We start from the raw sequence: 24,113 nt of genomic DNA, 5'->3' as shown, positions 1-24,113 counted from the left end.
TCATCACGAACCATTCTACGCTAGGAAATCTTTATCGGCGCCGAAATAATGCGTGGACCCGGGAGCCCAGGGGCTCCGACGTCAAAGTTCGAGGGACGGAGGTTAGACGCCGACGAGCATGTCGTCTCGGTCTACCTCGTCGAGCTGGGCGCCGCTCATATTGCGCATCAGCATCAGGCCGGGAATGCCGGCGGCGAGGAAGATGACCGTGGCGTAGATCGCCGGCGCGAGGGACACTCCGGTCGCGGCGATGAGGCCCGTCGCGATGAGCGGGGAGAGCCCGCCGAAGAGGACCGTGGCGATGTTGTAGCCGATGGCCATCCCGGAGAAGCGGCCTACGGCGGTGAATTGTTCGGGGATCGTGGACGCGGCGATCGCGCTCCAGCCGGCTGCCGGAACAGCGAGGAAGGACGCCGCGATGATCCCGACGCCGTCCGAACCGACGTGGAGCAGGGCATACACGGGGACTGTGGTGAGCACGAGCCCGACGACGAGCCCGATGAGCGAACGCCTGCGCCCAACCTGGTCGGCGAGTAGCCCGAACAGGGGAGTGACGATGATCGCGACGACTGCCGCGATGGTGCCGAGCCCGAGCGAACCCGCCTCCGCGAGGTGGACCTCGTTGGTGAGGTAGGTGGGAACGTAGGTGATGCCGAGGAAGTAGCTCGTCGCGCCGATCGAGGAGATGAGGAAAGCGACGAGCACCGCGCGCGGCTGGTGGCGCAGTACGAGCACGAGGGGAGAGGATCGCCACGACTTCAGCGAGGCGTCACGCTCCCGCGGCTGCGCGGTCTGGATGCGCTTGGTCGTCTCGGTTTCCTCGAGCATGCTGCGCAGGGGAATCATGATCGCCGCGAGGATGCCGCCGATGACGAACAGGATCCGCCAACCCCACTCCTGCATCGCGTCGGGGGTGAGCATGCTCGCGAACAACGCGCCGAGACCGACGGCGAGTAGCGAGCCGATTTCGCTGTTCGCTGCGGCCCACGAGGTGGCGAGGCCGCGCCGCCCGGGCGTGGCCGACTCCATGAGGTACACCATGGTTCCGGTGTATTCGGCGCCAACCGAGAATCCGGCGACACATCGGAGTACGACCATCCCGATACCGCCCCAGATCCCGGCCGTCTCGATCCCCGGGAGCATCGCTGTGCCGAACATCGAAACCGAGATCAGTCCAGCGGAAATGACGAGCGCCGCGCGCCGACCCACGCGATCGCCGAGGTGGCCGAACACCATCGCCCCGAGAGGACGAAACAGGAAACCGGCCGCGCCGACCCCGAGCGTGAGCAGCAGTGAATCCGGGCGGTCGCCGAAGAACTCGCGGGTGAGAATCGTCGCGACGTAGAAGTATATGGAGAAGTCGTACCATTCGACGATCGTGCCGAACGCGGCGATGAGCATCGAACGGGTCCGCTTCGACTGCGGCGTCTCGGAAGTCTGCGGGCTGTTCGTCATGTGAGTGCCTCGATCTTCCTCGGCGGGAAATGAAAGGTGTTGCCGGTGGCCGACGGCGGCCCTGTGATCGGCGGGCGCCGCGCCACCGGATTAGTCTATGCACGGTTGGTAGTAGCCGAGCGTACAGCCTGGGCCGCGGGGGCTGCGGCTTTGTCGCTCGATGACGTCGGACGGCCGCCGGTCGTATGGTGGGGCATGGCCACTAATGCGCAGAAAGCCCAAGAATTTCTCGACCTCCACCATCGCGGGCTTCCGCTCGTGCTGCCCACCGCCTGGGACGTCTGGTCCGCGAAACTCGTCGAAGCGGCGGGATTCGAGGCACTCACAATCGGTTCCCATCCCGTCTCCGACTCACTCGGCTACCAGGACGGCGAAGGCTTGCCGTTCGACATGCTGCTCGAGGCGACGGCCCGAATTGCCGCGGGCGTGGAGATTCCCGTCTCCGTCGACGTCGAATCGGGCTACGACATCGAGCCAGGTGAGCTCGTGCGCCGCGTGCTTGAGGCCGGCGCCGTCGGCATCAACGTCGAGGACACCGTGCATTCGTCCGGCACGCGCCGCAGCCCGCAAGAGCATGCGGACTACATCGGCGCGATCCGCTCGGCAGCGGACGAAGCCGGCGTGCACCTGGTGATCAACGGGCGCACCGACGGCTTTATCGGCGATGGATCCGAGGACGAGCGGCTCGCCGACGTGCTCGAGCGACTGCGCCTCCTCGAGGACGCCGGTGCCGATTCGCTGTACCCGGTGAAGGTACCGTCCCGGAATGCGCTCGAGCTGATCCTCGCCGAGTTGTCGCTCCCGGTCAACGTGACCGCGCACCCGGTTAATGGGGCGATCCCCGGCGGCATCGGTCTGCCCGAGCTCGCGGAGCTCGGCGTCAAACGTGTGTCGTTCGGTCCGCTGCTGCAGGCGGCACTCGCCGCACGGACTGAAGATCTGCTCGGCTCGTGGAGGAACTAATCGCGTCCGCGATGCCGAGATCCACGAGCGGGTCTCGCCGCACTCGGCGAACGATGCGAAGGGCGTAGATGTATCGAAGAGTGTCGGTTGTCGGTACCTCAGGGGTCGGCAAATCCACCTTCGCGCGAGCATTGGCCGAGCGTCTCGATGTCCCGCACATAGAGCTCGACGAACTTCATTGGGGACCGGACTGGACCGCGGCTCCGGCGCCCGAATTTCGCGCTGTCGTGCGGGCACGGCTGGATGGTCCTGAGTGGGTGATAGATGGGAACTATCAATCCAAACTCGGACGCATGGTGTGGGAACACGCCGACACGGTGGTCTGGCTCGATCCGCCCCGCTGGCTGACGATGTGGCGTTTGACGCGGCGGACGGCCGGTCGGGTTTTTGGGCGTCAAACGTTGTGGAACGGCAACCGCGAGAGCCTTGCGGTATTCAAGATCTGGAAAGGCGAGGAGTCCGTTCTATGGTGGTCGTGGGTCACCTTTGCGCGGAACCGAGAGCGCTATCTTTCGGCGATGAGCGACCCTGCACTTGATGGATTGGCGTTCCATCGCCTCCGCACGCGCCGGGACGTCGGCGCGTTCCTCAAGCAGGCGGGGTGAGGACCTTTTACGACGCCGGGACGTACGGTACCGCCGTGAAATCGAAGTATAAGGCGAGGGGAGTGCCACGTGTCATTGACGCGAAACCAAATGGAAGCCACAGCCGAAGAGCACCGGGCGCATCTCGACGCAACGGGGTTGACGTACGCTGACGTGCTCGCAGATCTCGAGTGGGATTCTCGGCGTCTGGCAGCGACACTCGGCGGGAACGACTCGACCGACCCGGTCGACGCGTGGGAACTCCGCGACTACCTGGTGGCGGCGGTGCGAGATCGCGGAGTCCACGTCGAACCGTACTCGGTGCTCACCGATGCGAACAAGCAGCGGGCGACGCAATGGTTCGATCTGCGCGCTGCTCCGCGTCATGACTTCGGCTAAACGGCAAACGGGGCGCCCCACCGGTGAGGTGAGACGCCCCGAGTGGAGCTCGTCGTCGTGGTGTCGGCTACTGATCGGCCTTGATCAGGTCCGAGGCGCGTTCGCCGATGAGCATCGTCGTGATGTTCGGATTGACCGCCGTCAGCTGCGGCATGACCGAACCATCGACGACGCGCAGACCGGTGATGCCCTTGACACGCAGCTGCGGATCGAGCGGAGACATGTCGTCGTCCACCGCGCCCATCCGGCACGATCCGGCCGGGTGGTACACGGTGTTGTGCGTCTTCGCCACGTAATCGGCGATCTCCTCGTCCGACTGCACGTTCTCGCCCGGGAAGAGCTCGCGCCCACGGAAGGAATCCATCGAGGACTGGGCGACGATCTCGCGAGCCTTCTTGATGCCCGCGACCGCGACCGCCATATCGTGGCCCTCGGGGTCGGTGAAGTAGCGCGGATCGACCTTGGGCTTATCGCGGAAGTCGATCGAACGCAGCCGAACCGTTCCCCGCGACTTGGCGTGGGTGACGTTCGGTGTCAGCGCGAAAGACTCCGGCGAGGTGGGGTAGCCCTGTCGGCGGGTGTGCATGTCGAACGGAACCGAGCCGTAATGCATCATCAGATCCGGTAGATCGAGTCCGTCCTCGGTGGCGGCGAAGATGCCGATCTCCCACCACTGGGTGGAATCACGGGTCATTTTCTGTGTGGATTCCCACGAGATGACGGCTTCCGGGTGATCCTGCAGGTTCGAGCCCACGCCCGGGGAATCGACGCGTACGTCGATGCCGAGCTCGGACAAATGCTCGGAAGGGCCGATGCCCGAGAGCATGAGCAGCTTCGGGGTATCGATTGCGCCCGCAGACAGGATGACTTCCTTTCGGGCGTACATCAGCGAGGAGCGGCCAAAGGCGTTGTTGACGTATTCGACGCCGACGGCGCGATTGTTCTCGTCGAAGAGAACTTGCATGACCCTGTGGCCGGTGAGCACGTGCAGGTTCTCTCGGCCCATGTTCGGGTGCAGGTACGACACCGAGGACGACGAGCGGGTGCCGTCGGCTTTTCGATTGACTTGGAACCAGTTCGCACCGGTGACGACGGTGGAGAACTCGTTGAACTGGGCGCGGGGGATGCCCGCCTGCTCGCACGCGTCGAGGATGGCGACGCCCAACGGGTCCTCCGGGGGCGCGTCCATGATGTGAACCGGACCATCGGTGCCGTGTTGCTCGCCGCCTCGGGCATTGGTCTCGAGGCGCTTGATGAGCGGAAGTATCGTCTCGGCGTTCCATCCCTCGGCGCCGAGGGATTCCCACAGGTCCATATCCTCGGCCGGCGGATGGAACGCGATGCAGGAATTGTGCGATGAGCAGCCGCCGAGCACCTTCGCGCGTGCGTGGCGCATGAACGAGTTGCCGTTTTCCTGCGGCTCGATCGGGTAGTCCCAGTCGAGTCCGGATTCGAGCAACTCCATCCATCGCTTGAGCTCGAGCACCTCCTGGTGGTCGAGGTCGGAGTCGCCGGCCTCGAGCAAGGCCACCTCGACGCCGGGATCCTCGGAGAGCCTCGCAGCCAGCGCCGCGCCGGCGGAGCCGCCGCCGACGATGACGTAGTCGTACTCGGTGATGGGATTCTCGGACGGCTTGTTGTTTTCGGGCATATTCGGTCGCCTAAACCTTTCTCACACTCGACGTTATTGATTAGTCCTTGACCGGGAACCAACCGGACACGGCGGGCTCGGTGTTCTGATAGATGTGCTTGGCCTCGCGGTATTCGTCGAGGCCGGAAAGGCCGAGCTCGCGGCCGACACCGGACATCTTGAACCCGCCCCACTCGGCCTGCGGCACATACGGGTGGTAGTCGTTGATCCAGATGGTGCCGTGACGCAGTCGGCGCGAGACGCGGTTGGCGGTGCCGGCGTCAGAGGACCACACGGCACCCGCGAGACCGTACTCGGTGTGGTTGGCGATCTCGACGGCCTCTTCTTCCGTAGAGAAGGTCTCGACCGTGATGACAGGGCCGAAACCCTCTTCGATGACGGCGGGGTTGTCCTTGGTGCACTGGTCGAGAATCGTCGGCGCGTAGAAGTATCCCTTCTCGTGCTCCGGGCCTCCCCAGTGGCCGCCTGTACGCAGCCGTGCACCTGCGTCGACACCGCGCTTGACGTAGTCGGTGACCTTGTCGCGGTGTGCCTCGGAGATCAGCGGACCGGTTTCCGCGTTCTCGTCGAGCGGGCCGCCCATGACAATGCCCTCGGCACGTCGAACGAGAGCGTCGACAAACTTCTCCGCGATGGTGTCCTGGACGATGAGCCGGGTGCCCGCTGAACAGACGAGGCCGGAATCCACGAACCCGGCGTTGAGGGCATTGTCTACCGCCGCATCGAAGTCCGCATCGGCGAAGACGACGTTCGGGTTCTTCCCGCCGAGCTCGAGCGCGACCTTCTTGATGCCCGGAGCTGCTGCTTCGGCGATCTTGCGACCGGTGACCAGGCCGCCGGTGAACGAGACGAGATCGATGTCCGGATGGCTGGACAGGGGAGCGCCGACCGTCCCGCCGTCGCCAAGAACGAGGTTCGCGACTCCCGCAGGAAGGCCTAGTTTGTCGATGACGTCGAGGATGAGGATCGTCGTGTGGGGCGTGAGCTCGGCGGGCTTGATAACGAAGGAGTTCCCGGCCGCTAGTGCGGGCGCGATCTTCCACGAGGCCTGGAGCAGCGGGAAGTTCCAGGGCGTGATCATTCCGCACACGCCGATCGGCTCGTACACGACGCGGGAGATGACCGAGTTGTCCCCGGCGTCGACGAGCCGTCCCGGATCGTGGTCGGCGATCTTTCCGAAGAAGCGGAAGCAGGCGATGATGTCGTCCATATCGCCTTCGGCCTCGACCAGGCGCTTGCCGGTATCGAGAGCTTCTGCGCGGGCGAATTCGTCCTTCCGCCGGCGGAGCTGCTCTGCGACGTCAAGAAGAAAATCGCCGCGTTCGCCTGCCGGGCGGTCCGCCCACACCCGAGAGTCGAAAGCGCGGCGCGCCGCGGCGATCGCAGATTCGGTGTCGGCGGTGCTCGCCTCGGAGACCACGCCGACGTCGGTTCCGTCGGCCGGGCAGATGATGGAGCGGGTGTCGCCGGTGGACGACGGGACCCAGGCTCCATCGATGTAGAGGGTTGCTACGGAGTCAGTCATGAGTGCTCCTCTTCCGAGGTCGTGGAGGGATCGATACGGTCGGAGTCGATCCATTCTTCCGGAACGTTCGCGGCGACGTCGCCGGTCGCGAGGCTACCGTCTCCGCTGAGGTTGAGGTACGCGATGTGCGCGTCGTACGCGTCGAGGACATCGGTGATGACCTGATCCTGGGTGTAGCCCATGATGTCTCGACCTCGTGAACCGTGGATGGAGAAGATCTCCACGCGGTAGTAGGTATCGCGAACCGCAGCGAGGTTGGTTGCGAAGCTCGGCACCGAGTAGGCCACTGGATACGCCTGGTACTTGAAGTCTTCCGAGTTCGGGAACGAGACGACGAGGTCGATGTACGGGATGTTGCTGTCGGGGTGTGATCCTCGGTGGCAGGAAACCTCGAAGCCCATGGACTTGATCTCTGCGGCGACTTCTTCGATCGCCGGGGATGCGACGTTGCTCACGAAGTCCGCGGCTTCGGTCTCGCTCGCATACGACATGCGGTGCTTGAGGCGCTGACGCCAATTTCCACGTTCCCCTTGGTCACGGACGCGGCTGGTGAGGAGGGTGGGCAACGTCGCCTGGCGGGAGTCGATACCGAGTTGCTCTGTTTTGAGGACCTTCCACAGGCTGAACATGACGAGATAGATGAGAATCGACAATGGCAGACCGACCATGACGGTGGCCGCCTGCAGCGTGTACACGCCGTCGATGAACAACATGACAAGGGTCAGGGCGCCGGTGATGACCGCCCAGACGATGCGCAGCCACGGTGGTCCGTCCGAATCGTTCATTGTCGGTTTCGAGGTCATGTTCGCCATGACGAGAGAGCCGGAGTCGGCGGAGGTGACGTAGAAGAACATTCCCGTGAGCACGGCAATCGAGATGGTGAACGTCGAACCCGGGTACTGTTCGAGAAGGGTGAAGAAGCCCGATTCGGGCAACTCGACGGCTTGATTGAGGAACTCTTGGTCATCGAAGAAGCTCAGCGCCGCGTTCCCGAAGATCGACACCCACATGAGGATGAAGGAAAACGGGATGAGCAGGACGCCGATGACGAACTGGCGCAGCGTGCGACCGCGGGAAATGCGGGCGAGGAACAGCGAGACGAACGGCGCCCACGCTATCCACCAGGCCCAGAAGAACAGCGTCCAGTCTGCCTTCCACTGTTCGGCGGGATAGTCCGCGGTGCCGGTGCTGTAGGCGAAGGTGTTCATCATCATCGACGGGAAGCGGGAGAAGAAGTCGCCGATGTTCTGGACGAGTGCGTCGAGCATGTGCGCGGTCTGTCCGGAGAACAGAACCCACAGGGCGAGCACGATCGCGAGGATCACATTCAGCTCGGAGAGCCGGCGGATTCCCTTGTCGACGCCGGACACGGTCGAGGCGATGGTGATGAAAACGGCCAGCGCCATCAGCGCTATCTGCACGGACAACGAATTCGGAACGCCGAAGAGTTCTGACAGGCCGTAGTTGAGGAAGACGACGCCGATACCGAGGGATACGGAGATGCCGAAGATGGTGCCGATCGTCGCGGCGATCTCGACGGTGTGTCCTGCGGCGCCGTGGATGCGCTTGCCGAAAATCGGCGCGAGAGCCGAGCGAATGCTCAGGGGAAGGTGGTAGCGGTACGCGAACAATCCGAAAGCCATGCCCATGAGCGCGTACATCGCCCACCCAGGGATGCCGTAGTGAAAGATTGTCCAGATCGGCGCCATGCGCGCGGCCTCGTCGCTCATCGCGCCGACGTCGGGCGGGGTCAGATAGTTCGTCGCCGGGCCGGAAATGCCGAAGAACATCAGGTCGACGCCGATGCCGGCGGCAAAGAGCATCGCGGCCCAGGTGAAGAGGTTGAACTTCGGTCGTGAATGGTCGGGCCCCATCTTTGTTCGCCCGACGCGAGAGAATGCGACGACGATGACGAATACGACGACGATGGTGGCGGTAAGGATGTAATACCAGCCGAAGTTCGTGGCCACCCAGTCCATCGCACCGAAAATTGCGGTCGATGCCGCGTCGGGCCAGATCGCAGCCCACAGCACGAACGCCACGATGATCACCGAGGTGCCGGCGAACACCGGCCAGTTCACCGCCGAGTGGGTGGCCTGTGTCGTGGCGGTGTCGGGTCTTCCGTCGGTGGTGTCATTCGATTCCGGTGCCGCGAATTCGGCGGAATCAGCCATGTCCTTCCTTTCGATTAGGGAATGATCGGGTTCCCTAAGCGCGCCACGGCGAACAACGGCCGAAATATGAAGATGCGGGTTCGGGAACCCGTATCAACCCTAGCCTGAGGGCGATCCACACTCGGCGATGTGGTGAATTCCATAGAGCAATTCCGAAACGAAATTCTGCGGATGCGGATAACGTAAACACGTCGTGGGATTCGAAATAGTTCGGATCAAATGAATAGCCGAGCTGAGGGAGTCGAGGATGAGGGCACGACAGGCGGCCGCGGTGGTAGGACTTGCGACGATGCTAGCGGGGTGCGGTCTGGGAGATGCCGTGAATTCGTCATCCGATGGTTCGGAGGGGGAGGCGATGACGACGGTGGAAGCCACGTTCCCCTCAACGACGGAGAGTGCTTCGGAATCGTCGGCCACCTCCGAATCGACTACCGAATCGACCTCGGAATCCGGCGGCACCACGACGGCGACCTCCTCGTCGACGGCGGCCGAGCGGTCCTCCGGCGCGAAGAAGAACGCCGACTTCTCGGACCTCACCGAACGAGATGCACTGTCCTATACGGGCAACGGGAACAGTCGCCTCGCGGGCACGCGCTTTACCTCGCCCACCGGGAATATCCAGTGCCACATCACAGGAGAGGGCGCAGGCTGTGTCGTCGGGGAGCATCAGCCGTGGCCTGAGGCGAACAGGTACAACGACGGTATTCCGGAAACGACACCCGACGTAATCGGCTGGTACCCGGGCTCCATCGGCGATGGCGCCCCGCAGCGCTGGAAACAGCAAGGCTCGTGGCCCTCTCGCGGAACCGGCGTCGAGCTGCCATACGGGACGTATCTCGACGTTGTCACCGATATCGATGGAGCGACGCCGAACGTGCGTTGCGGTAGCCGGGAGACAGGCATGACGTGCGTGGCCGGCGAACATGGATTCAGCGTCAGCCGTGAAACATACGACGTGTGGTAACTCGTTGCGCTGTTGACCCGCGCGGAATCACTCGTCGCGCGGGCTCAGGTCGGTGAGCGAGCACGGGCGGACGAGCGTCCCCTGGAGTTCGCGAGTCCAGTACCTCCCGGTCTCACGCCGCTCTACGGATGTAGCGTACCGGTACTCGAAGACGCGGACGCGGAGGAGAGCGGGAGCTCCGCCGTCATACGGATCGGTCCGTAAGAGTGTGCGAATGCCGCGATCGCCCTGGGCGAGCCGGACGAGCAACGCGCGGAACCACGGCTCGCGATAGGCGCCCAGCGCGGCGAACCACATGAGCCAGTCCAGGCGCAGGTGGTACGGCGCGAACTGGCGCGGGGTGCGATACACATCTCCCGGTTTGCCCCTGAATTCATAGGGGAGCCAATCGGACTCGGACGGGTCGCATGCACGCGTGCCCTCGATAATGAGTTCGCGGCGCACGCGCGTCATCGACCCGAATGCGCCGTAGGCGTTGACCAGCTTGAATACGTTGAACGCGGCGTTCATTCGTTGATTGGGCGACAGCAGGTTGAGCAGCGGTCGTCGGCTGAGTACCAGCAGCCACAAGAACACGACCATTATGCCGGCCGACCACCACAGCGGTGACGCGTGCGTTTCCGCGGTGGTGTGCGGTTCGATTCCGAACCAGCTCAACCCCGGCCACGGGCCGCCGCCGAACCATGCAAGCGTCGAATCGCTGATTGCGGCGGTCGCGAGGATGATGGTGAGCCAGTTGAGCCACGCGTAGTTCCCCGTGACCACCAGCGCGAGCTGGCTGGCGATGATCGCGAGCGCGCCAAACGTGGCGATCGGCTGGGGCAGGAACAACAGGAACGGCGCGCCGAGTTGTACGACGAAATTCCCGACCGTTTCGACCTTGTGCCACCACGGCGCACGCAGATGCGCCCATCGCGACAGCGGCCCCGGCATCGGCTGGGTTTCGTGGTGGAAGTCCATCGCGGTGAGGTTGCGCCATTGCGGGTCGCCGCGCCACTTGATCATCCCCGCACCGAATTCGACGCGGAATACCATCCAGCACAGGAATAGCAGGATCGGCGCGGGCGGGTCGACGGCGTGCGAGCCGAGGAATCCGGCCAAGAACCCGGCCTCGAGCAGCATCATCTCCCAACCGAATCCGTAGAACCGTTGCCCGATCGACACGATGGACAGGTATAGCCCCAACATCGCGAGAAATATCGGGATCGGCGCCCAGGCCGGCCCGAGCTGGGGGATTCCGATGACGGCGGACGCCGCGAGCGCCATGCCCACCGCGCACACGATGCGCATGAGCCCGTCCGAATACGGTGTGCGCCGCCACCGGAACACGCTGGGGCCCTGGCGCCATGACGTCCGACGGATGAATTCAGTCGCGGGGGAGAGCCCGTTCTTGCCGAGCAGAGCTGGGAACTGGCGAAAACCGGAAAGAAAGGCGAGGAAGAACAGCGCGGCGACCCCGCGCATGATGATCTCGCGGGCGATGGTGAAGTCGCCCGCGTCGACGACGGCCATTACGCCGCTCACGTCCATGGGAACCCTTGTCTCGCGACTGCTCGTGCGTTTCCATGGTGGCATGGCAGTCGATGACAGGGTGCGCGAAGCGATGGCGCGGGTTCCGCGCGAGACGTTCCTGCCCGACAATGTCCGCGCCCACGCTGCGGAGGATCGGCCGTTGCCCATCGGCCATGGGGTGACCAATTCGCAGCCATTTACCGTGCGCACAATGCTCGAGCTTCTCGATGTGCGACCCGGCGATTCCGTGCTCGATGTCGGCGCCGGCTCCGGATGGACCACGGCGATTCTCGCCGAACTCGTGGGTCCAGGTGGGACCGTGCTCGGGACGGAACGGGTCGCACCGCTCGCCCGAACCGCCGCCGAACGCGTGGCTTTCCTGGGGTATCGAAACGCCGACGTCATTCCCGCACTCGAGGGAACGTTGGGGGCGCCGGAGGCCGGACCGTTCCACCGGATCCTCGTCTCCGCCGAGGCCCGCACGCTCCCGCAGGTGCTCGTGGACCAGCTCGATGACGGCGGAGTGCTGGTGCTACCCGTGGCCGGCGAAATGCTCCGCGTCCGCAGGGCCGGCGGCGAAATCACCACGACCGCCCACGGGCGCTTCGCATTCGTTCCGCTGATCGAAGGCTAATACCACCGTTGCTGGCGCTTGATGCGGCGGCGATCGATGATCGCCTTCACCGCGGCGGCGATCGAGCCGAGCGTGAAGAAGAGGCCGCCGAACATGCAGACGAAAATCATCGAGGTGTCGCCTCTCCAACCGCCGCTGACCTGGGTCTCGGAGAAGGGGCGTGAAATCGCGTAGCCGAACGCGAAGCACGCGACGCCCATGACAAAACCGCCGAGGATGACGGCGATCTTCGCGACCGGGGCGTCGGGGCCGAGAATCTCGTGGATCCCGACCAGTGTGCAGCCGCCGAAGAACGCCGCACAGAGCACGCCGGGCCACACGCCTCCTGCGATCGCGATGATGATGCCCGCCACGACGAAGAGCGCGGACAACACCGTGTAGAGGACGTCTTTCGTCCTCGGGCCGGAGCGGTCGCCTGGGAATCGTTGGTCATCGCGCACGGTGAGTAATCCTATCGTCGCCGAAATCGGTCGATACTGGACAGAAGCGTGGACACGATCAAGAAGGCCGCGCCCGCGACGTGATCGGACGTGCGGCGTCATGGGTGAGAACAGGTGGGAAGGTATGTGGGTGATCAACCGCAAAGGGTATGCATTGGCCTCGGTGGCCGCGCAGGCATGGGGCCTGGTGTGCCGGGGACGGCGCACCCGAAAGGGCGAGCTCGTGGTGATATCGGGAATGGCGAACTGGGCGTTCGGGCGAGGGGCGACGTGCGTGGGCAACACGGTCCTGTGCCGTACGGAACCAGGCGCGAAGACGCTCGCTCACGAGGACGTCCACAGACAACAGTGGCTGCGCTACGGACTGGCGTTTATCCCGATGTACTTTCTCGCCGGACGAGATCCGCTGACCAACCGATTCGAGATCGAGGCGGGTCTGGAAGCCGGCGGCTATCACGAAAGAAAAGCAGGGCCGGCAGCGGAATCCGATTAGGTGACGAGAGGACGGCTTAGGCGGTGGGTGCGAGATCCTCATCGGAGTGGGATGCCTTTTCGCCACGCGCAAGCCCGCCGGCGCGGGTGCCGAGAATGTTGTGCAGATGCGGCTTGGGCGTAGCGGGGCCGACAGGCTCGACGTTGTCCTTGATCCCGTAGTAGCGGTACAACTCATCTTCCTGCTCGGGAGAGATGACCGTGCCCTCGTCGACGGCGGGAGCGCCCTTGACCAAAGCTTTGCAGTAAGGCACCAAGATCGTGCCGGGTTCGAACCGCGCCTCGGTGAGGGGGATGAAGTATTCCTTGAACCCGAGAACTCCGAGGAGCCCGCTCTTGACCGCAACCCACGAGGGAGTCTGATCGGCAGCGGTGACATACACCTGCGCGACCGTTCCCAGCTTGTTGCCTTCGAAGTCGGTGACGTTCGAATCGGCGAGCTCGCTGACGTAGTTCCGTACTGGCATCTGGGTCCGTTCATAGGGGACAGGGACAACCAATCCCTTCGCTGGCAAATGAGGCCTGTGGAAAGGATTAGAGACCTTGAACGTAGCGTGCTGATGCCGATAACTCCTAGATAAAAACGAGCAAAACGGCACTGATCAAACGCATTTGACTCGACGAGCGGCAAATGCGTGCTGGTCACAAGGACGTTCAAGGTGAACGTCACGATCCGGCATCGGAATTGCGTTGCGGGCGAAATCTCAGGATTTGAGAAATGTGAGAGGCTTCAAGATATTTCGATTCGATAACGAGGTGGGACGTCGAGAAGCCACGTGGAATCGATGTGACCAGCGTCATCCGACTTGCGCGGTGTTGCACGGCGCCAAAACGAGACCAGATCTCGATCGAGACGACTTTACGAGGAGTTTTCTGATGTTTAGCGTGAGCAAGTCCGTTTCCGAATAGAGTGTCCCCTGCCCGATCTGGGCAGCGGAGCCACTGGAGGTAACAACGTGCCAGATAACAAAATAGACGCCGCGCAAGGCGTGGCGGGGCAGCCGGATGCTGTCGACAAATCGGTCCTTCACCGCGCCATTGCGGCCTCTGCCATGGGTAATGCCACGGAGTGGTTCGACTACGGCGTGTACGCCGCGGTGGCGACCTACATCACCGCGAACTTCTTCGCCGATGGGCTCGAGTCGATCGGAACGATGCTGGGCCTGGCCGTGTCGTTCGTGCTCCGTCCGCTCGGCGGGTTCATCTGGGGGCCGATCGGCGACCGACTCGGCCGGAAGAGTGTTCTCGCGCTCACCATCATCTTGATGTCTCTGGCGACCGCACTGATCGGCGTGCTCCCGACCCAGGACCAGATCGGCGTATGGGCGCCGGTCCTCCTCATTCTTCTCCGTGTCTGCCAGGGCTTCACCACCGGCGGAGAGTACGGCGGCGCCGCGACCTTCATGGCCGAGTACTCCCCGGACGATAAGCGCGGACATTACGGCTCGTTCCTCGAGTTCGGTACGCTCGGCGGCTTCGTCGCCGGTTCGGGTGTCGTGCTCATCCTGCAGACGCTCACCAGCGAGGCGTCCATGCATGAATGGGGCTGGCGTATCCCGTTCTTCATCGCGCTCCCGCTCGGCCTCATCGGCCTTTACCTGCGTTCGCAGCTCGACGAGTCGCCGGTCTTCCAGGAGATCCTCGACGACGACGACCAAGAGACCAAGACGATGTGGGAGAACTACAAGGACCTGTTCAGCACCCACTTCAAACAGGTCGCCATCATGTTCGGCATGGTGACCGCGCTCAACGTCGCCCACTACACCCTGCTCACGTACCAGCCGACCTACCTGGCGGACACTGTCGGCATCGAGGGGTCCCACGCGACCGCTGTCATGTTCGTCGGCCAGGTCGTGATGATGGCGCTCATCCCGTTCTTCGGCACCCTGTCCGACAAGGTCGGGCGCAAGCCGATGTGGTGGACTTCGCTTATCGGTCTGTTCATCATGGCCGTGCCGATGTACATGCTCATGCGCGTCGGGTTCGGCTGGGCGATTCTCGCGTTCGTCATCCTCGGCCTGCTTTTCATCCCGCAGCTGTCGACGATCTCGGCGACTTTCCCGGCGATGTTCCCGACAACCGTGCGTTACGCGGGGTTCGCCATCTCGTACAACGTCGCCACCGCCGCGTTCGGTGGTACGGCTCCGCTGGTCAACGACGCAGTCATCGGCGAGACCGGGTTCACGCTGTTCCCCGCATTCTTCATGATGGGTGCATGCGTGATCGGCATGGTCGCCGTGTGGTTCCTCACCGAAACGGCCGGCGTCTCGCTGCGTGGCGATGAGGTACCAGGCGAGGCGGACGATAACCAGTCTCCCGTTTCGCTACTCGGCGATTCCGGTGACGACGACCCCGAGTACGCCCGCACCTAGGTAAGGGCCCGGCGTTACTCGCCAGTGGCCTCGCTCATGGAGCAGAGCTGGAATGTCGCACCTTCGCGATCCAGCACGGTCACGATGCGCCCGAATGGAGAATCCTCCGGGCCGTCTGTGACCTTGCCCCCGAGCGAGGCCACTTTTTCTGCCGCCGCATCGGCCCCGTCGACGCCGAAGTAGACGCGCCAGTACGAATTGTCGTTCTCGCCCAACCACGGGGCGTAACAGATTCCCGCGGTCGCGTTCTCCATGTCACCGTTGGAGGCGTAGCGGAACTCGTCGGTGTCCGACATCATATGGATGTCGAAATCAAAGACCTCGCGATAGAACGCGACGGCGGCATCGAAATCCTTGGTCATCAGCTCGAACCACACCGGGGTCCCAGGTGCCCCCACGACGTCGTAGGATTCGAGTTCTTTGGGCTGCCACAGGGAGATGGGTGCCCCTGTCGGGTCGACGACGAGCGACCACGTCCCCGAATCGCCGACCGCCATGTCCTCCATCGCGACCTCGCCGCCGGCCGCCTTGGCCTTGGCAGTTCGCGCCGCCAGATCCTCGACGTGGAGGAACACGCCCCACTCCGAGGGCACCGGACCGCCCGTGGGGCATTCCATCCCGGAGACATCCATGAGCCCGCCGACGAGCGCGTCGCCGCAGTGGACAAGGTTGTAGCTGTTGAATTCGGCTCCGAGATCCTCAAACCGCCAACCGAATAGCTGTTGGTAAAAATCGGTGCACGCCTGGAAATTGTTGGAGCCGTAATCGACCCACACGGGGGTCCCGACCTTATTGGACATGATGATTCTCCTCGGATGCGCCACCGGCGACACGGCCGCCGCGTGGGGTAAAGCTCTTACCTGGACATCTCTTACGTTATCGGCGTGATCCGCCGCTGACTTGTCCGAAAGTGCGCTATGTCTGCCGAGTTCGCAGGCTCGGTAGCGCCGGCAGCATGGGCACGGCGAACGGATCGGCCCAGTCGAATCGAAGTGTGACGTCGGAGGGCGCGAAAACCGGCTGCATGTGGATCGCCACCAACGGATGCTCCGGTGCGAGAACCTCGTGCGCTTCCACATTCGTCGAGACCGTGAACCCCAGCAGCCAGGGATTGCCCGGACACAGGGGAAGCGCAAGCTCGTCGGTCCAGGTGAGCATTCCCTCGGCCGGTAGCCCGATGGGGGAGGGGCGGGGAAACCAGCCGACCCACGTAGCGCGGGGCACGCCGGGGCCACGAGAGAGCTCGTCGTCGGGCGGGAAGTGCATGCGCACGGAAATCGTAGGAGCGTCGCCGTCACCCAGCGAAAACGGGGTGAGGGTTGTGGAAGCAACTTCTCCCGCGAGCCGGCGGAGGTGAGCGGGGGGTACGCCAACACTGTCGCGGAAGCGCCGGGTGAAGCTCGACAGCGAATCGAAACCGACCGAGGTGGCTACGTCGATCACCGGGAAGTCGGACTCGAGGAGCATGCGTTTGGCGGCGTCTATTCGGTGTGCGCACACGTACTGCGCCGGGGCTACGCCCATGGATGCGGCGAACATACGGCTGAAGTGATGTTGGCTATACCCGGCGGCGTCTGCGAGATCGGCGACCTGGATGGGTTCGTCGGAGCGCATGTGGACAAGCTCGAGCGCCGCCGCGAGGGCGGGTGCTGGCAGGGCGGCGATACGGCCGGCAGGCATGGGCCAAATACTAGTGGCGGCCGCCGACAATCGGGCGATTGTAAGCGTATTCTCATCACGGCCCGATGGGGGCGTCCGCGCCATATCTGCTCCCGCCCGGTGGCCGGAGGCATAGCGTGGAAGGGAAAGATCAGACCCTCCTGCCCGAGGACTCGAAAATGAAAATTGCGCTCTTCGCCACGTGCATCGTGGATGCGATGTATCCGGAGGTGGCCATCGCCACCACGCGGATACTCGAACGGCTCGGCCATACCGTGTCGTTCCCCGAACGCCAGGCCTGCTGCGGCCAGATGCATATCAATTCCGGCAAATTTCACGACGCCTACCCGGTGGTGCGAAACCATGTCCTCGCCTTCGAGAACGCCGCCTGGGACTACGCGGTGGCGCCCAGCGGTTCGTGCGTGGCCTCGCTCGGGCACCAGCACCCGATGATCGCGAGGTACAACGACGACGAGTCTCTGGCCGGTCGTGCCGCCGACATCGCGGACAGGACCTATGAGCTGTGCCATTTCCTCACCGACATCTGCGGGATTTCCGATGCCGCGGAGGCGCTCGGCAGCTACTTCCCGCACACGGTGGCCTACCACCCGTCGTGCCATGGGATGCGGATCCTGCGCCTAGGCGACCGACAGCGTGACCTGTTGGCTTCCGTAGAGGGGCTCGAATTGGCAGAGATCCAGAACGAGTCGGAATGCTGCGGCTTCGGCGGCACCTTCGCGGTGAAGAATCCGGCGATCTCGGGAGCCATGCTCGGCGATAAGACCGAGGCCATCGTGTCGACGAACGCCGAGGTGTGTTCCGGGGGCGATGTGAGCTGTCTGATGCACATCGGCGGCGGGCTTTCCCGGACCCGGCGACTCATCCCGGCAGAATCCAACGCGCCCGCCACGGTGCACCTCGCGCGCATCCTTGCCTCTACAAAAGAGGAGCCGCTGATGGTGCCCGCAGAAGGTGCGACCGTCACAGGAGGTGCGCTGCGATGACCACACGGGATATCGACGTCACGCTTCCGCGCGAGACTCACAATGATCGCACGATGCTCGGGATGCCCACCGTGCCAGGGCGCGGGAATCTCCGGGAGGTGGCACCGTTCCAGGAAGCCTCTGCGCACGAGAGCCAGAACGTGCAACTGCGGACGAATCTGCGCAACGCCACTCACAGCATCCAGGACAAACGCGACCAACGGGTCGCGGAAATGCCGGACTGGGAGCAGCTGCGGGACGCGGGAGAGGCAATCAAGTCCGACGTCATCGCGCGCCTTCCGGAGCTACTCGAACAATTCGAGGCGGCCTTTACCGCACGAGGGGGCCACGTCCACTGGGCACGGGACGCCGACGAGGCCAACGACATCATCGCCGGCCTCGTCGAGGACAACGCCCGCGTCAACGAGCAAGGTCGGCGCGACGTCATCAAGGTCAAGTCCATGGCCACACAAGAGACCGGCCTGAACGAGGCGCTCGCCGACCGCGGAATCGACGCCCTCGAAACCGACCTTGCCGAACTGATCGTCCAGCTGGGAAACGACCTGCCCTCACATATCCTCGTCCCCGCGATCCACCGGAACCGAGAGGAGATCCGGCGCATTTTCCTGCGGGGTATGGACGACGTCGACCCGGATCTCGATTCCCAGCCGGCGCATCTCGCCGAGGCGAGCCGAAAGCACCTGCGCAGAAGGTTCCTCTCCGCAGACGTCGCCGTATCGGGGGCGAACTTCGGCATCGCCGACACCGGGACGCTCTCCGTGGTCGAATCCGAAGGAAACGGCAGGATGTGCGTCACGCTGCCCAAGACCCTCATCACGCTCATGGGCATCGAGAAGCTGTTGCCGAGCTTCGGTGATCTCGAGGTGTTCATGCAGCTACTTCCCAGGTCGTCGACAGGGGAGCGGATGAACCCCTATAGCTCGTTCTGGACCGGAGTCGCCGACTCCGACGGGCCGGAGAACGTGCACGTCGTGCTCCTCGATAACGGCCGGACCCGCGCCCTCGCCGACGAGCATGGACGCGAGGCTTTGCATTGCATCCGCTGCTCGGCATGCATGAACGTGTGCCCGGTGTACCAACGCTCGGGCGGACACGCGTACGGCTCCGTCTACCCAGGACCGATCGGGGCGATCCTCACCCCGCTGCTCACCGGCGTCGATGAGGCCGAGAACGGCACACTGCCCTATGCCTCCTCACTGTGCGGGGCGTGTTTCGACGCGTGCCCGGTCAAGATCGATATCCCGACGATGCTCACCCGGCTTCGCGCTCAGGACGACGAGGTGAACCACGGTGAGAAAATCCCGCGCACCCAGCTCGACGCAGCGCTCAAGGGCGCCAAGTGGATGATGTCCGACGGGCGACGAATGAACTTGATAGGGAAAGCGCTGCCGATCGCGCATATCACGACGCCCTCCGAAGGGATGACGGATTTGCCCGGAATCGGCGGAAAGTGGACTGGGACGCGCGATATACCGCAGCCCCCGAAATCCTCGTTCCGCAGCTGGTGGAAGGACAATAGAGATGAATGAGGCACGCATCGAGATTCTCGAACGCATCCGTTCTTCCCTTGGAGGCGGACAGCCGAAACCGGCGAGAATCGACCGCAACTACCGGGTCGCCGGCTCGCGCAGTTCGGAAGCGCGGATCGAGCTGCTCATCGACCGTCTCGACGATTACGATGCGACGGTGCAGCGAGTGCCTACAGCCGATGTTGGCCAGGCGGTCGCCGATTTTCTCGACGGCGCCCAGTCCGTCGTCGTGCCCGACGAGTTCCCGGTGCCGTGGCTGGACACCATCACCTCTGACGGCGGAGGCGCCGAGCACCCGACGATTCTGAGGGATAGCGCCTCGAATCCCCTCGATATTGAAACGGTCGATACCGTCGACGCGGTGGTCACAGGGTCGTTCGTCGCCATTGCGGACACGGGAACAATCGTGCTCGTCGGAAATGAGTGTGGGCGTCGCGCCATCACGCTCGTACCCGATCACCACGTCATCGTCGTGCGCGCCGCAGACATCGTCGACATCGTGCCGGAGGGGTTCCGCCGCATCGTGGACGCCGGGCACGACACCGCACCCATCACGATGGTGTCCGGACCGAGCGCGACCGTCGATATCGAATTCATTCGCGTCCACGGCGTGCACGGGCCGCGGCGACTCGACGTGATCATCGCGGAATAGAACGACTCCCGCCCGTTCGCCGGGGAACCGATAGCCTCGAATCGTCACCGAGGAGGACCATGTCTCTACTTTCGAAATTCCGCCCCGCGCCGTCACCACCGATGGATCTCGATCCGGAGAAGACGGGACGCACGTGGCTGATCACCGGGGCAACCAACGGTATCGGTCGCGAGCTCGCGCGGATGGTCGCGGCCCCTGGGCGCAGGATGATCCTCCCCGCGCGCAGCCTCGAACGCGCCGAGGAACTCGCCTCGGAGCTGCGCGAATCGGGCGCCGAGGTCGATATCGTCAAACTCAATCTCGCCCACCTGTCCTCTGTACACGAGGCCGCGGCTGCGGTGCGCGCTCTCGGCACGGACATCGATGTCATGGTCAACAACGCCGGCGCGGTCACCGGTCGCAGGGTCCTCACCGACGACGGTTTCGAGCGAATTCTCGCGACCAACTTTCTCGCGCCCTTCGCGTTCACCAACCTGCTCGCCGACCTGGTCACCGGGCGTATCGTTATCACAGGGTCTCACTCGCACAAAAAGGGCCATGTCGATATCGGTGACCCTCACTTCGAGCATCGCAAGTGGTCGTTTCCCGTTGCATACAGCCAGTCCAAGCTCGCCGACCAGATGTGGGCGACCGCATTGCAGAAACGGTTGGATGACGCCGGACGCGGTGTTTCGGTGCTGACCGCGCATCCGGGATGGGCGCACACCAATATCCAGAACGCTAGCGGGGTGCCGCCTGTCGACACCGCCCTCGACTTCGTCTCCGCACAATTCGCGGGAACCTCCCGGGAAGGCGCGATGCCGCTGCTCGAAGCGTCCGCAGGGTACTACCCGGCGCTGACATACCTGGGGCCCGATGGGTGGCTCGACATGTGGGGAGCCCCCGGCGTTCATGAGGCCTCGGCGCTGTCGCTTTCGGAGAAGGCCACCGACCGCGTGTGGGAGCTGGGCGTGCGGGAAACAGGAACCGACCTACCGTTCTAGCCCGAAACGCGGACGCCGTCCGCCGCGATGGTTGCGGCGGACGGCGTCCGCAGAGTAGGCGGGGGACTAGTTGCCCGTGAGCCCGTCCTTGAGGTTCTTGGCGGCATCCTTGACGTTCTCGGCTGCCTTCTTCGCGCCCGACTCCGCCTGATCGGCGGCGCCATCGGCCTGAAGGTTCTCGTCACCGGTCTTGTCGCCGACGAACTCCTTCGCCTTGCCCTGGAATTCCTGGGCCTTGTTCTGAGCCTTTTCGTCGAAACCCATAGTGTCACTTCCTTCGTGCCGCAGATTACTTAATGTGCATTTCCACGATACGCCCGTTTGGAGACTCTGTGCGGGGACGAGAATCGGCAAACAGTGGCGGGAGTGTTTTCTGTGTGCTGCACTTGCCTCATGGCACTCAGTTCGTACCTCAACTATTTCGTCCTCGACTGCCCCGACTGCGAAGAACTGGCCGCCTTCTACGCCCGCTTGCTCGGGTGGAGCGTGAGCAGCTTCCCCGACGTTCCAGGATGGGCGAACGTCGTCCCGCCCGGCGACCACGGGGAGCACTTCCGAATCGGCTGCCAGCAGATTCCCGACTTCCGACCACCGACATGGCCCGATGGTCCCGTGCCGCAGCAGGGGCATCTCGACTTCTACGTCGACGACCTCGTAGAAGGCGAGCGCGAGGCGATAGCGGCCGGTGCCACAAAGCACGAAGTGCAGCCGAGCGAGACAGGGCAGTTCGTGGTATTCCTCGACCCGGTCGGACACCCGTTCTGCCTGTGCACCGACTAGATCGGCGCCCGGGACGCGCTACCGAGTAAGCGGGTAGCCGTGTTGGATCCCCGCAGTGTTCGGCTGCCATCCCAGTGCCGGGGCGACATGCTCGGCGAAGGACCGCAGAATGTGCAGATTGAGGTCGACTCCCGCCTGCGAAGGGATCGTGAGTAGCACGTTATCCGCATCCTGCACGGCGGAGTCGGCTTTGAGCTGTTCGATGAGAACGTCCGGCTCGGCCGCGTATGTTTTGCCGAAGGTCGAGGTGAAACCGTCGATCTGTCCGATTCCGTCCGAGCTCTCGCCCTGCCGGCCGAAGATCTGCGCGTCCTGCGCCGTCACGATCGGAAAAATCGAACGGGATACGGAGACCCGTGGCGCGCGCCCGGACGTGCCCCACTTCTCGACCCAGCGCTTGCGGTACAGGTCCATCTGCTCGCTCTGAAGTTCCGCCAACGGTTGCCCCGTCGCCTCGGTGACCAGCGTCGAACTCATGAGGTTCACACCCTGCTCTGCAGCCCATTCCGCGGTGTCCCGCGAACCCGCACCCCACCAGATCCGGCTATCGAGGCCCGGCGATTGCGGCTCGATGGCCAACCGAGCGCCCGCGCCGAACTGCGCGGGATCGGCGTCTGCGACCTTCTCGCCGCGGATCGCCTTCATGAACAGGTCGAACTTGTCGCGGGCGATATCGGCGCCGCGCGGATCCTCGGATCCGGTGTAGCCGAACGCCTCCCAGCCGCGCAGCGCGGGCTCTGGCGACCCCCGGCTCACCCCGAGCGCCACGCGCCCGGAAGAGAGCAGGTCCAGCGCCGCGGCCTCCTCCGCAAGGTAGAGGGGATTCTCGTATCGCATGTCGATCACCCCGGTCCCGACCTCGATGTGTGAGGTCCGCGCCGCGATGGCGGCGAGAAGCGGCATCGGGGATGCGGCCTGTTTGGCGAAGTGGTGGACGCGGAAAAAGGCGCCGTTCACCCCGATCTCGTCGGCGCCGACGCCGATCTCGACGGCCTCGCGAAGCGACACCCCACCGTCGAACCCGGGCCGTCCCATCTGCGGGCCGTAGTGGCCGAAACTCAAGAATCCGAATGATTTCATGTCTGTTCCAACTCCTCGCTTACCTGCGGGATTCCCCACAACCATACATTGGGGACAGATCAACTAAATACGGGGCTGCCGGCCGACGTCAATCATCACCTATGACGGCGGACGGCGCCTTCTTCTCGTCCACATGTACGCGCCGAACAACGAACAGGCATCCGAGTTGGATTGCGAGCATCAGGAGCATGAGCATCGCCATCGGTACCGCGGACGATTCGCCGGCCAGGCCCGTGAGCGGGGCGATGGCCGCGGCTAGGGAGAACTGCGCTGCTCCCATCAGTGCCGAGCCGGCGCCGGAGGATGTGCCCGCCGACGTCATGACTATCGAAGCGAGGTTCGGCATGAGCATGCCGTTGGCGCCGGCGATGACGAAAAACCCGGCGATCATCGCCCATGCGGGAGCGCCCCACGCAAACACTGCCAACGACGTGAAGAGGACAGCGCCGGTGAACGGGATCGCGGCTACGAGAGCGATACGTAGTGGGCCGAAGCGGCCCACGATTCTGCCGCTGGCCACCGAGCCGGCGAGAAGAGCCAGGGAATTGACCGTGAAAACGATGGAATACTGGCCCTCGCTGAGCCCGCCGATGCGTTGAAGTACAAAGGGGCTCGCGGAGATATAGGCGAAGAGCACCCCGAACGTGCTCACGAACCCCGCGAGCGTGGCCACGTAAACGGGAGAGCGTAGGAGTCCCGCCATTGACCGCATTGCATGGGGGCACACCGCCCGTCGTGCGTTCGGCAGGCGGCAGCGATTCCTTGATCAGAAGGACCGTCGCGACGAACAAGACCGAAGACAAGGCGGCGAGAAACCAGAACGATGCCCGCCAGCCGAATGTGGGAACGATGAGACCGCCGGCGATGGGCGCGAGGACCGGCGCCAACGTCTGCACGGCCATCAGCGTGGCGAATGCCTTTGCGACACCCACACCTTTGCCGAGGTCGACGATGATCGCCCGTGACAGGACCACGCCCGCCGCCCCGAGCGCACCTTGGAGGACGCGGCCGAGGACGAGGATCCAGATACTCGGCGCGAGAGCGCAAAGAACCGAGGCGAGCGCCGAACCGCCGACTCCTATGAGGAGCAGGCGGCGCCTGCCGAGCTGATCGGACTGCGGGCCGATCACGAGTTGGCACAGCCCGAGCGCGAGCATGAATCCGGTGAGGGTGAACTGGGTGAGAGTGGCCGAGGCGCCGAACTCGTCCGCGATTCCCGGCATGCCCGGCAGGTAGGTGTCGATCGCGAATGGTCCGAAGC

Annotated in this window: 24 protein-coding genes and 1 pseudogene; 12 read left to right on the top strand and 13 right to left on the bottom strand. The window is 64.0% G+C overall.

The annotated features are described in order from the left end of the window. Positions 1-102 precede the first annotated feature (102 nt). Entirely contained in the window at positions 103-1,455 is a 1,353-nt protein-coding gene (locus tag BJL86_RS10360) for an MFS transporter (RefSeq protein ID WP_067474660.1), read from the bottom strand. A 195-nt stretch (positions 1,456-1,650) separates the two neighbouring features. On the opposite strand from BJL86_RS10360, the gene BJL86_RS10355 reads away from it, so the two are divergent. The 3 genes from BJL86_RS10355 (at position 1,651) to BJL86_RS10345 (ending at position 3,401) form a co-directional block, all read left to right on the top strand. After that, entirely contained in the window at positions 1,651-2,418 is a 768-nt protein-coding gene (locus BJL86_RS10355; RefSeq protein ID WP_067474713.1) for an isocitrate lyase/PEP mutase family protein, read from the top strand. 80 nt (positions 2,419-2,498) lie between these two features. Then, positions 2,499-3,023 (top strand): P-loop NTPase family protein, encoded by a 525-nt coding sequence (locus BJL86_RS10350; protein WP_231887207.1) that lies wholly within the window; start codon positions 2,499-2,501, stop codon positions 3,021-3,023. Between the two features lie 69 nt (positions 3,024-3,092). After that, on the top strand, positions 3,093-3,401 hold the full coding sequence (locus BJL86_RS10345; protein ID WP_067474654.1) for a DUF2316 family protein: 309 nt from the start codon (positions 3,093-3,095) through the stop codon (positions 3,399-3,401). Between the two features lie 67 nt (positions 3,402-3,468). Here the strand turns inward: BJL86_RS10345 and BJL86_RS10340 are convergent, their stop codons facing one another. Genes BJL86_RS10340 through betT form a run of 3 tightly spaced genes read right to left on the bottom strand, consistent with a single transcriptional unit; the run spans position 3,469 to position 8,751 of the window. Further along, positions 3,469-5,052, bottom strand: a complete 1,584-nt coding sequence (locus BJL86_RS10340; protein WP_067474650.1) for a GMC family oxidoreductase — start codon at positions 5,050-5,052, stop codon at positions 3,469-3,471. 40 nt (positions 5,053-5,092) lie between these two features. Beyond that, on the bottom strand, positions 5,093-6,577 hold the full coding sequence (locus BJL86_RS10335) for an aldehyde dehydrogenase family protein (protein WP_067474647.1): 1,485 nt from the start codon (positions 6,575-6,577) through the stop codon (positions 5,093-5,095). Continuing rightward, positions 6,574-8,751 carry a choline BCCT transporter BetT gene (gene betT / locus BJL86_RS10330; RefSeq protein ID WP_075844956.1) on the bottom strand — a complete coding sequence of 726 codons (2,178 nt, stop codon included), beginning with the start codon at positions 8,749-8,751 and terminating at the stop codon, positions 6,574-6,576. The genes BJL86_RS10335 and betT overlap by 4 nt, the downstream gene beginning before the upstream one ends. 319 nt (positions 8,752-9,070) lie before the next feature. On the opposite strand from betT, the gene BJL86_RS10325 reads away from it, so the two are divergent. After that, positions 9,071-9,715 carry a hypothetical protein gene (locus BJL86_RS10325; protein WP_067474643.1) on the top strand — a complete coding sequence of 215 codons (645 nt, stop codon included), beginning with the start codon at positions 9,071-9,073 and terminating at the stop codon, positions 9,713-9,715. A gap of 27 nt (positions 9,716-9,742) precedes the next feature. On the opposite strand, the gene BJL86_RS10320 is transcribed toward BJL86_RS10325, so the two are convergent. Beyond that, on the bottom strand, positions 9,743-11,239 hold the full coding sequence (locus BJL86_RS10320; RefSeq protein ID WP_231887206.1) for a lipase maturation factor family protein: 1,497 nt from the start codon (positions 11,237-11,239) through the stop codon (positions 9,743-9,745). Between the two features lie 4 nt (positions 11,240-11,243). On the opposite strand from BJL86_RS10320, the gene pcm reads away from it, so the two are divergent. After that, entirely contained in the window at positions 11,244-11,861 is a 618-nt protein-coding gene (gene pcm, locus BJL86_RS10315) for a protein-L-isoaspartate O-methyltransferase (RefSeq protein WP_231887205.1), read from the top strand. Here the strand turns inward: pcm and BJL86_RS10310 are convergent. Continuing rightward, a complete protein-coding gene (locus tag BJL86_RS10310; protein ID WP_067474635.1) occupies positions 11,858-12,301 on the bottom strand; it encodes a hypothetical protein in 444 nt (147 codons plus the stop codon). The genes pcm and BJL86_RS10310 overlap by 4 nt on opposite strands. Before the next feature lie 130 nt (positions 12,302-12,431). On the opposite strand from BJL86_RS10310, the gene BJL86_RS10305 reads away from it, so the two are divergent. Next, positions 12,432-12,794, top strand: coding sequence for a hypothetical protein (locus BJL86_RS10305; RefSeq protein ID WP_197487581.1), 363 nt, complete (start codon positions 12,432-12,434; stop codon positions 12,792-12,794). Between the two features lie 16 nt (positions 12,795-12,810). Here BJL86_RS10305 and BJL86_RS10300 read toward each other — a convergent pair whose 3' ends face one another. After that, a complete protein-coding gene (locus BJL86_RS10300; protein ID WP_067474629.1) occupies positions 12,811-13,260 on the bottom strand; it encodes a PRC-barrel domain-containing protein in 450 nt (149 codons plus the stop codon). Positions 13,261-13,749: 489 nt separating this feature from the next. Between BJL86_RS10300 and BJL86_RS10295 the strand changes: the two genes are divergently transcribed. Continuing rightward, positions 13,750-15,165: an MFS transporter gene (locus BJL86_RS10295; RefSeq protein WP_067474626.1), complete on the top strand. Its 1,416-nt coding sequence runs from the start codon at positions 13,750-13,752 to the stop codon at positions 15,163-15,165. A gap of 14 nt (positions 15,166-15,179) precedes the next feature. Here the strand turns inward: BJL86_RS10295 and BJL86_RS10290 are convergent, their stop codons facing one another. Both BJL86_RS10290 and BJL86_RS10285 read right to left on the bottom strand, forming a co-directional pair. Then, positions 15,180-15,965 (bottom strand): VOC family protein, encoded by a 786-nt coding sequence (locus tag BJL86_RS10290; RefSeq protein ID WP_067474625.1) that lies wholly within the window; start codon positions 15,963-15,965, stop codon positions 15,180-15,182. Between the two features lie 115 nt (positions 15,966-16,080). After that, entirely contained in the window at positions 16,081-16,845 is a 765-nt protein-coding gene (locus BJL86_RS10285) for a helix-turn-helix transcriptional regulator (protein ID WP_067474622.1), read from the bottom strand. A 158-nt stretch (positions 16,846-17,003) separates the two neighbouring features. Between BJL86_RS10285 and BJL86_RS10280 the strand changes: the two genes are divergently transcribed. Genes BJL86_RS10280 through BJL86_RS10265 form a run of 4 tightly spaced genes read left to right on the top strand, consistent with a single transcriptional unit; the run spans position 17,004 to position 20,992 of the window. Continuing rightward, positions 17,004-17,828 (top strand): (Fe-S)-binding protein, encoded by an 825-nt coding sequence (locus BJL86_RS10280; protein WP_067474705.1) that lies wholly within the window; start codon positions 17,004-17,006, stop codon positions 17,826-17,828. Further along, the gene (locus tag BJL86_RS10275) at positions 17,825-19,357 is read left to right on the top strand and encodes a lactate utilization protein B (RefSeq protein ID WP_231887204.1); all 1,533 of its coding nucleotides are present in this window, start codon (positions 17,825-17,827) and stop codon (positions 19,355-19,357) included. Before BJL86_RS10280 ends, BJL86_RS10275 begins: the two co-directional genes overlap by 4 nt. Next, complete coding sequence (locus BJL86_RS10270) at positions 19,350-20,009, top strand: LutC/YkgG family protein (protein WP_067474619.1); 660 nt, start codon at positions 19,350-19,352, stop codon at positions 20,007-20,009. The genes BJL86_RS10275 and BJL86_RS10270 overlap by 8 nt, the downstream gene beginning before the upstream one ends. A gap of 59 nt (positions 20,010-20,068) precedes the next feature. Next, the gene (locus BJL86_RS10265; protein WP_083657634.1) at positions 20,069-20,992 is read left to right on the top strand and encodes an SDR family NAD(P)-dependent oxidoreductase; all 924 of its coding nucleotides are present in this window, start codon (positions 20,069-20,071) and stop codon (positions 20,990-20,992) included. Positions 20,993-21,058: 66 nt separating this feature from the next. On the opposite strand, the gene BJL86_RS10260 is transcribed toward BJL86_RS10265, so the two are convergent. Continuing rightward, entirely contained in the window at positions 21,059-21,256 is a 198-nt protein-coding gene (locus BJL86_RS10260; RefSeq protein WP_067474613.1) for a CsbD family protein, read from the bottom strand. Positions 21,257-21,385: 129 nt separating this feature from the next. On the opposite strand from BJL86_RS10260, the gene BJL86_RS10255 reads away from it, so the two are divergent. After that, positions 21,386-21,772, top strand: coding sequence for a VOC family protein (locus BJL86_RS10255; RefSeq protein ID WP_067474612.1), 387 nt, complete (start codon positions 21,386-21,388; stop codon positions 21,770-21,772). 18 nt (positions 21,773-21,790) lie between these two features. On the opposite strand, the gene BJL86_RS10250 is transcribed toward BJL86_RS10255, so the two are convergent. From BJL86_RS10250 to BJL86_RS17605, 3 genes and pseudogenes are all read right to left on the bottom strand, one after another. Then, a complete protein-coding gene (locus BJL86_RS10250) occupies positions 21,791-22,852 on the bottom strand; it encodes an LLM class flavin-dependent oxidoreductase (protein ID WP_067474610.1) in 1,062 nt (353 codons plus the stop codon). Between the two features lie 88 nt (positions 22,853-22,940). After that, positions 22,941-23,555, bottom strand: a complete 615-nt coding sequence (locus BJL86_RS17610) for an MFS transporter (RefSeq protein ID WP_067474608.1) — start codon at positions 23,553-23,555, stop codon at positions 22,941-22,943. A 55-nt stretch (positions 23,556-23,610) separates the two neighbouring features. Next, a pseudogene (locus BJL86_RS17605) lies at positions 23,611-24,075 on the bottom strand (MFS transporter); the annotation flags it as partial. Between the last annotated feature and the right edge of the window lie 38 nt (positions 24,076-24,113).

Origin of the sequence: Dietzia timorensis, from assembly GCF_001659785.1 — a bacterium.
GTDB classification, from domain to species: domain Bacteria; phylum Actinomycetota; class Actinomycetes; order Mycobacteriales; family Mycobacteriaceae; genus Dietzia; species Dietzia timorensis.
Note: the sequence above shows the minus strand (reverse complement) of the source record. Positions and strands in the feature narration are given on the sequence as shown.

Coding starts and splice junctions, on each gene's coding strand:
- BJL86_RS10360 (WP_067474660.1), bottom strand. CDS start 1,455: ATGACGAACAGCCCGCAGACTTCCGAGACGCCGCAGTCGAAGCGGACC.
- BJL86_RS10355 (WP_067474713.1), top strand. CDS start 1,651: ATGGCCACTAATGCGCAGAAAGCCCAAGAATTTCTCGACCTCCACCAT.
- BJL86_RS10340 (WP_067474650.1), bottom strand. CDS start 5,052: ATGCCCGAAAACAACAAGCCGTCCGAGAATCCCATCACCGAGTACGAC.
- BJL86_RS10335 (WP_067474647.1), bottom strand. CDS start 6,577: ATGACTGACTCCGTAGCAACCCTCTACATCGATGGAGCCTGGGTCCCG.
- betT (WP_075844956.1), bottom strand. CDS start 8,751: ATGGCTGATTCCGCCGAATTCGCGGCACCGGAATCGAATGACACCACC.
- pcm (WP_231887205.1), top strand. CDS start 11,244: ATGGGAACCCTTGTCTCGCGACTGCTCGTGCGTTTCCATGGTGGCATG.
- BJL86_RS10300 (WP_067474629.1), bottom strand. CDS start 13,260: ATGCCAGTACGGAACTACGTCAGCGAGCTCGCCGATTCGAACGTCACC.
- BJL86_RS10290 (WP_067474625.1), bottom strand. CDS start 15,965: ATGTCCAATAAGGTCGGGACCCCCGTGTGGGTCGATTACGGCTCCAAC.
- BJL86_RS10285 (WP_067474622.1), bottom strand. CDS start 16,845: ATGCCTGCCGGCCGTATCGCCGCCCTGCCAGCACCCGCCCTCGCGGCG.
- BJL86_RS10280 (WP_067474705.1), top strand. CDS start 17,004: ATGAAAATTGCGCTCTTCGCCACGTGCATCGTGGATGCGATGTATCCG.
- BJL86_RS10275 (WP_231887204.1), top strand. CDS start 17,825: ATGACCACACGGGATATCGACGTCACGCTTCCGCGCGAGACTCACAAT.
- BJL86_RS10270 (WP_067474619.1), top strand. CDS start 19,350: ATGAATGAGGCACGCATCGAGATTCTCGAACGCATCCGTTCTTCCCTT.
- BJL86_RS10265 (WP_083657634.1), top strand. CDS start 20,069: ATGTCTCTACTTTCGAAATTCCGCCCCGCGCCGTCACCACCGATGGAT.
- BJL86_RS10260 (WP_067474613.1), bottom strand. CDS start 21,256: ATGGGTTTCGACGAAAAGGCTCAGAACAAGGCCCAGGAATTCCAGGGC.
- BJL86_RS10255 (WP_067474612.1), top strand. CDS start 21,386: ATGGCACTCAGTTCGTACCTCAACTATTTCGTCCTCGACTGCCCCGAC.
- BJL86_RS10250 (WP_067474610.1), bottom strand. CDS start 22,852: ATGAAATCATTCGGATTCTTGAGTTTCGGCCACTACGGCCCGCAGATG.
- BJL86_RS17610 (WP_067474608.1), bottom strand. CDS start 23,555: ATGGCGGGACTCCTACGCTCTCCCGTTTACGTGGCCACGCTCGCGGGG.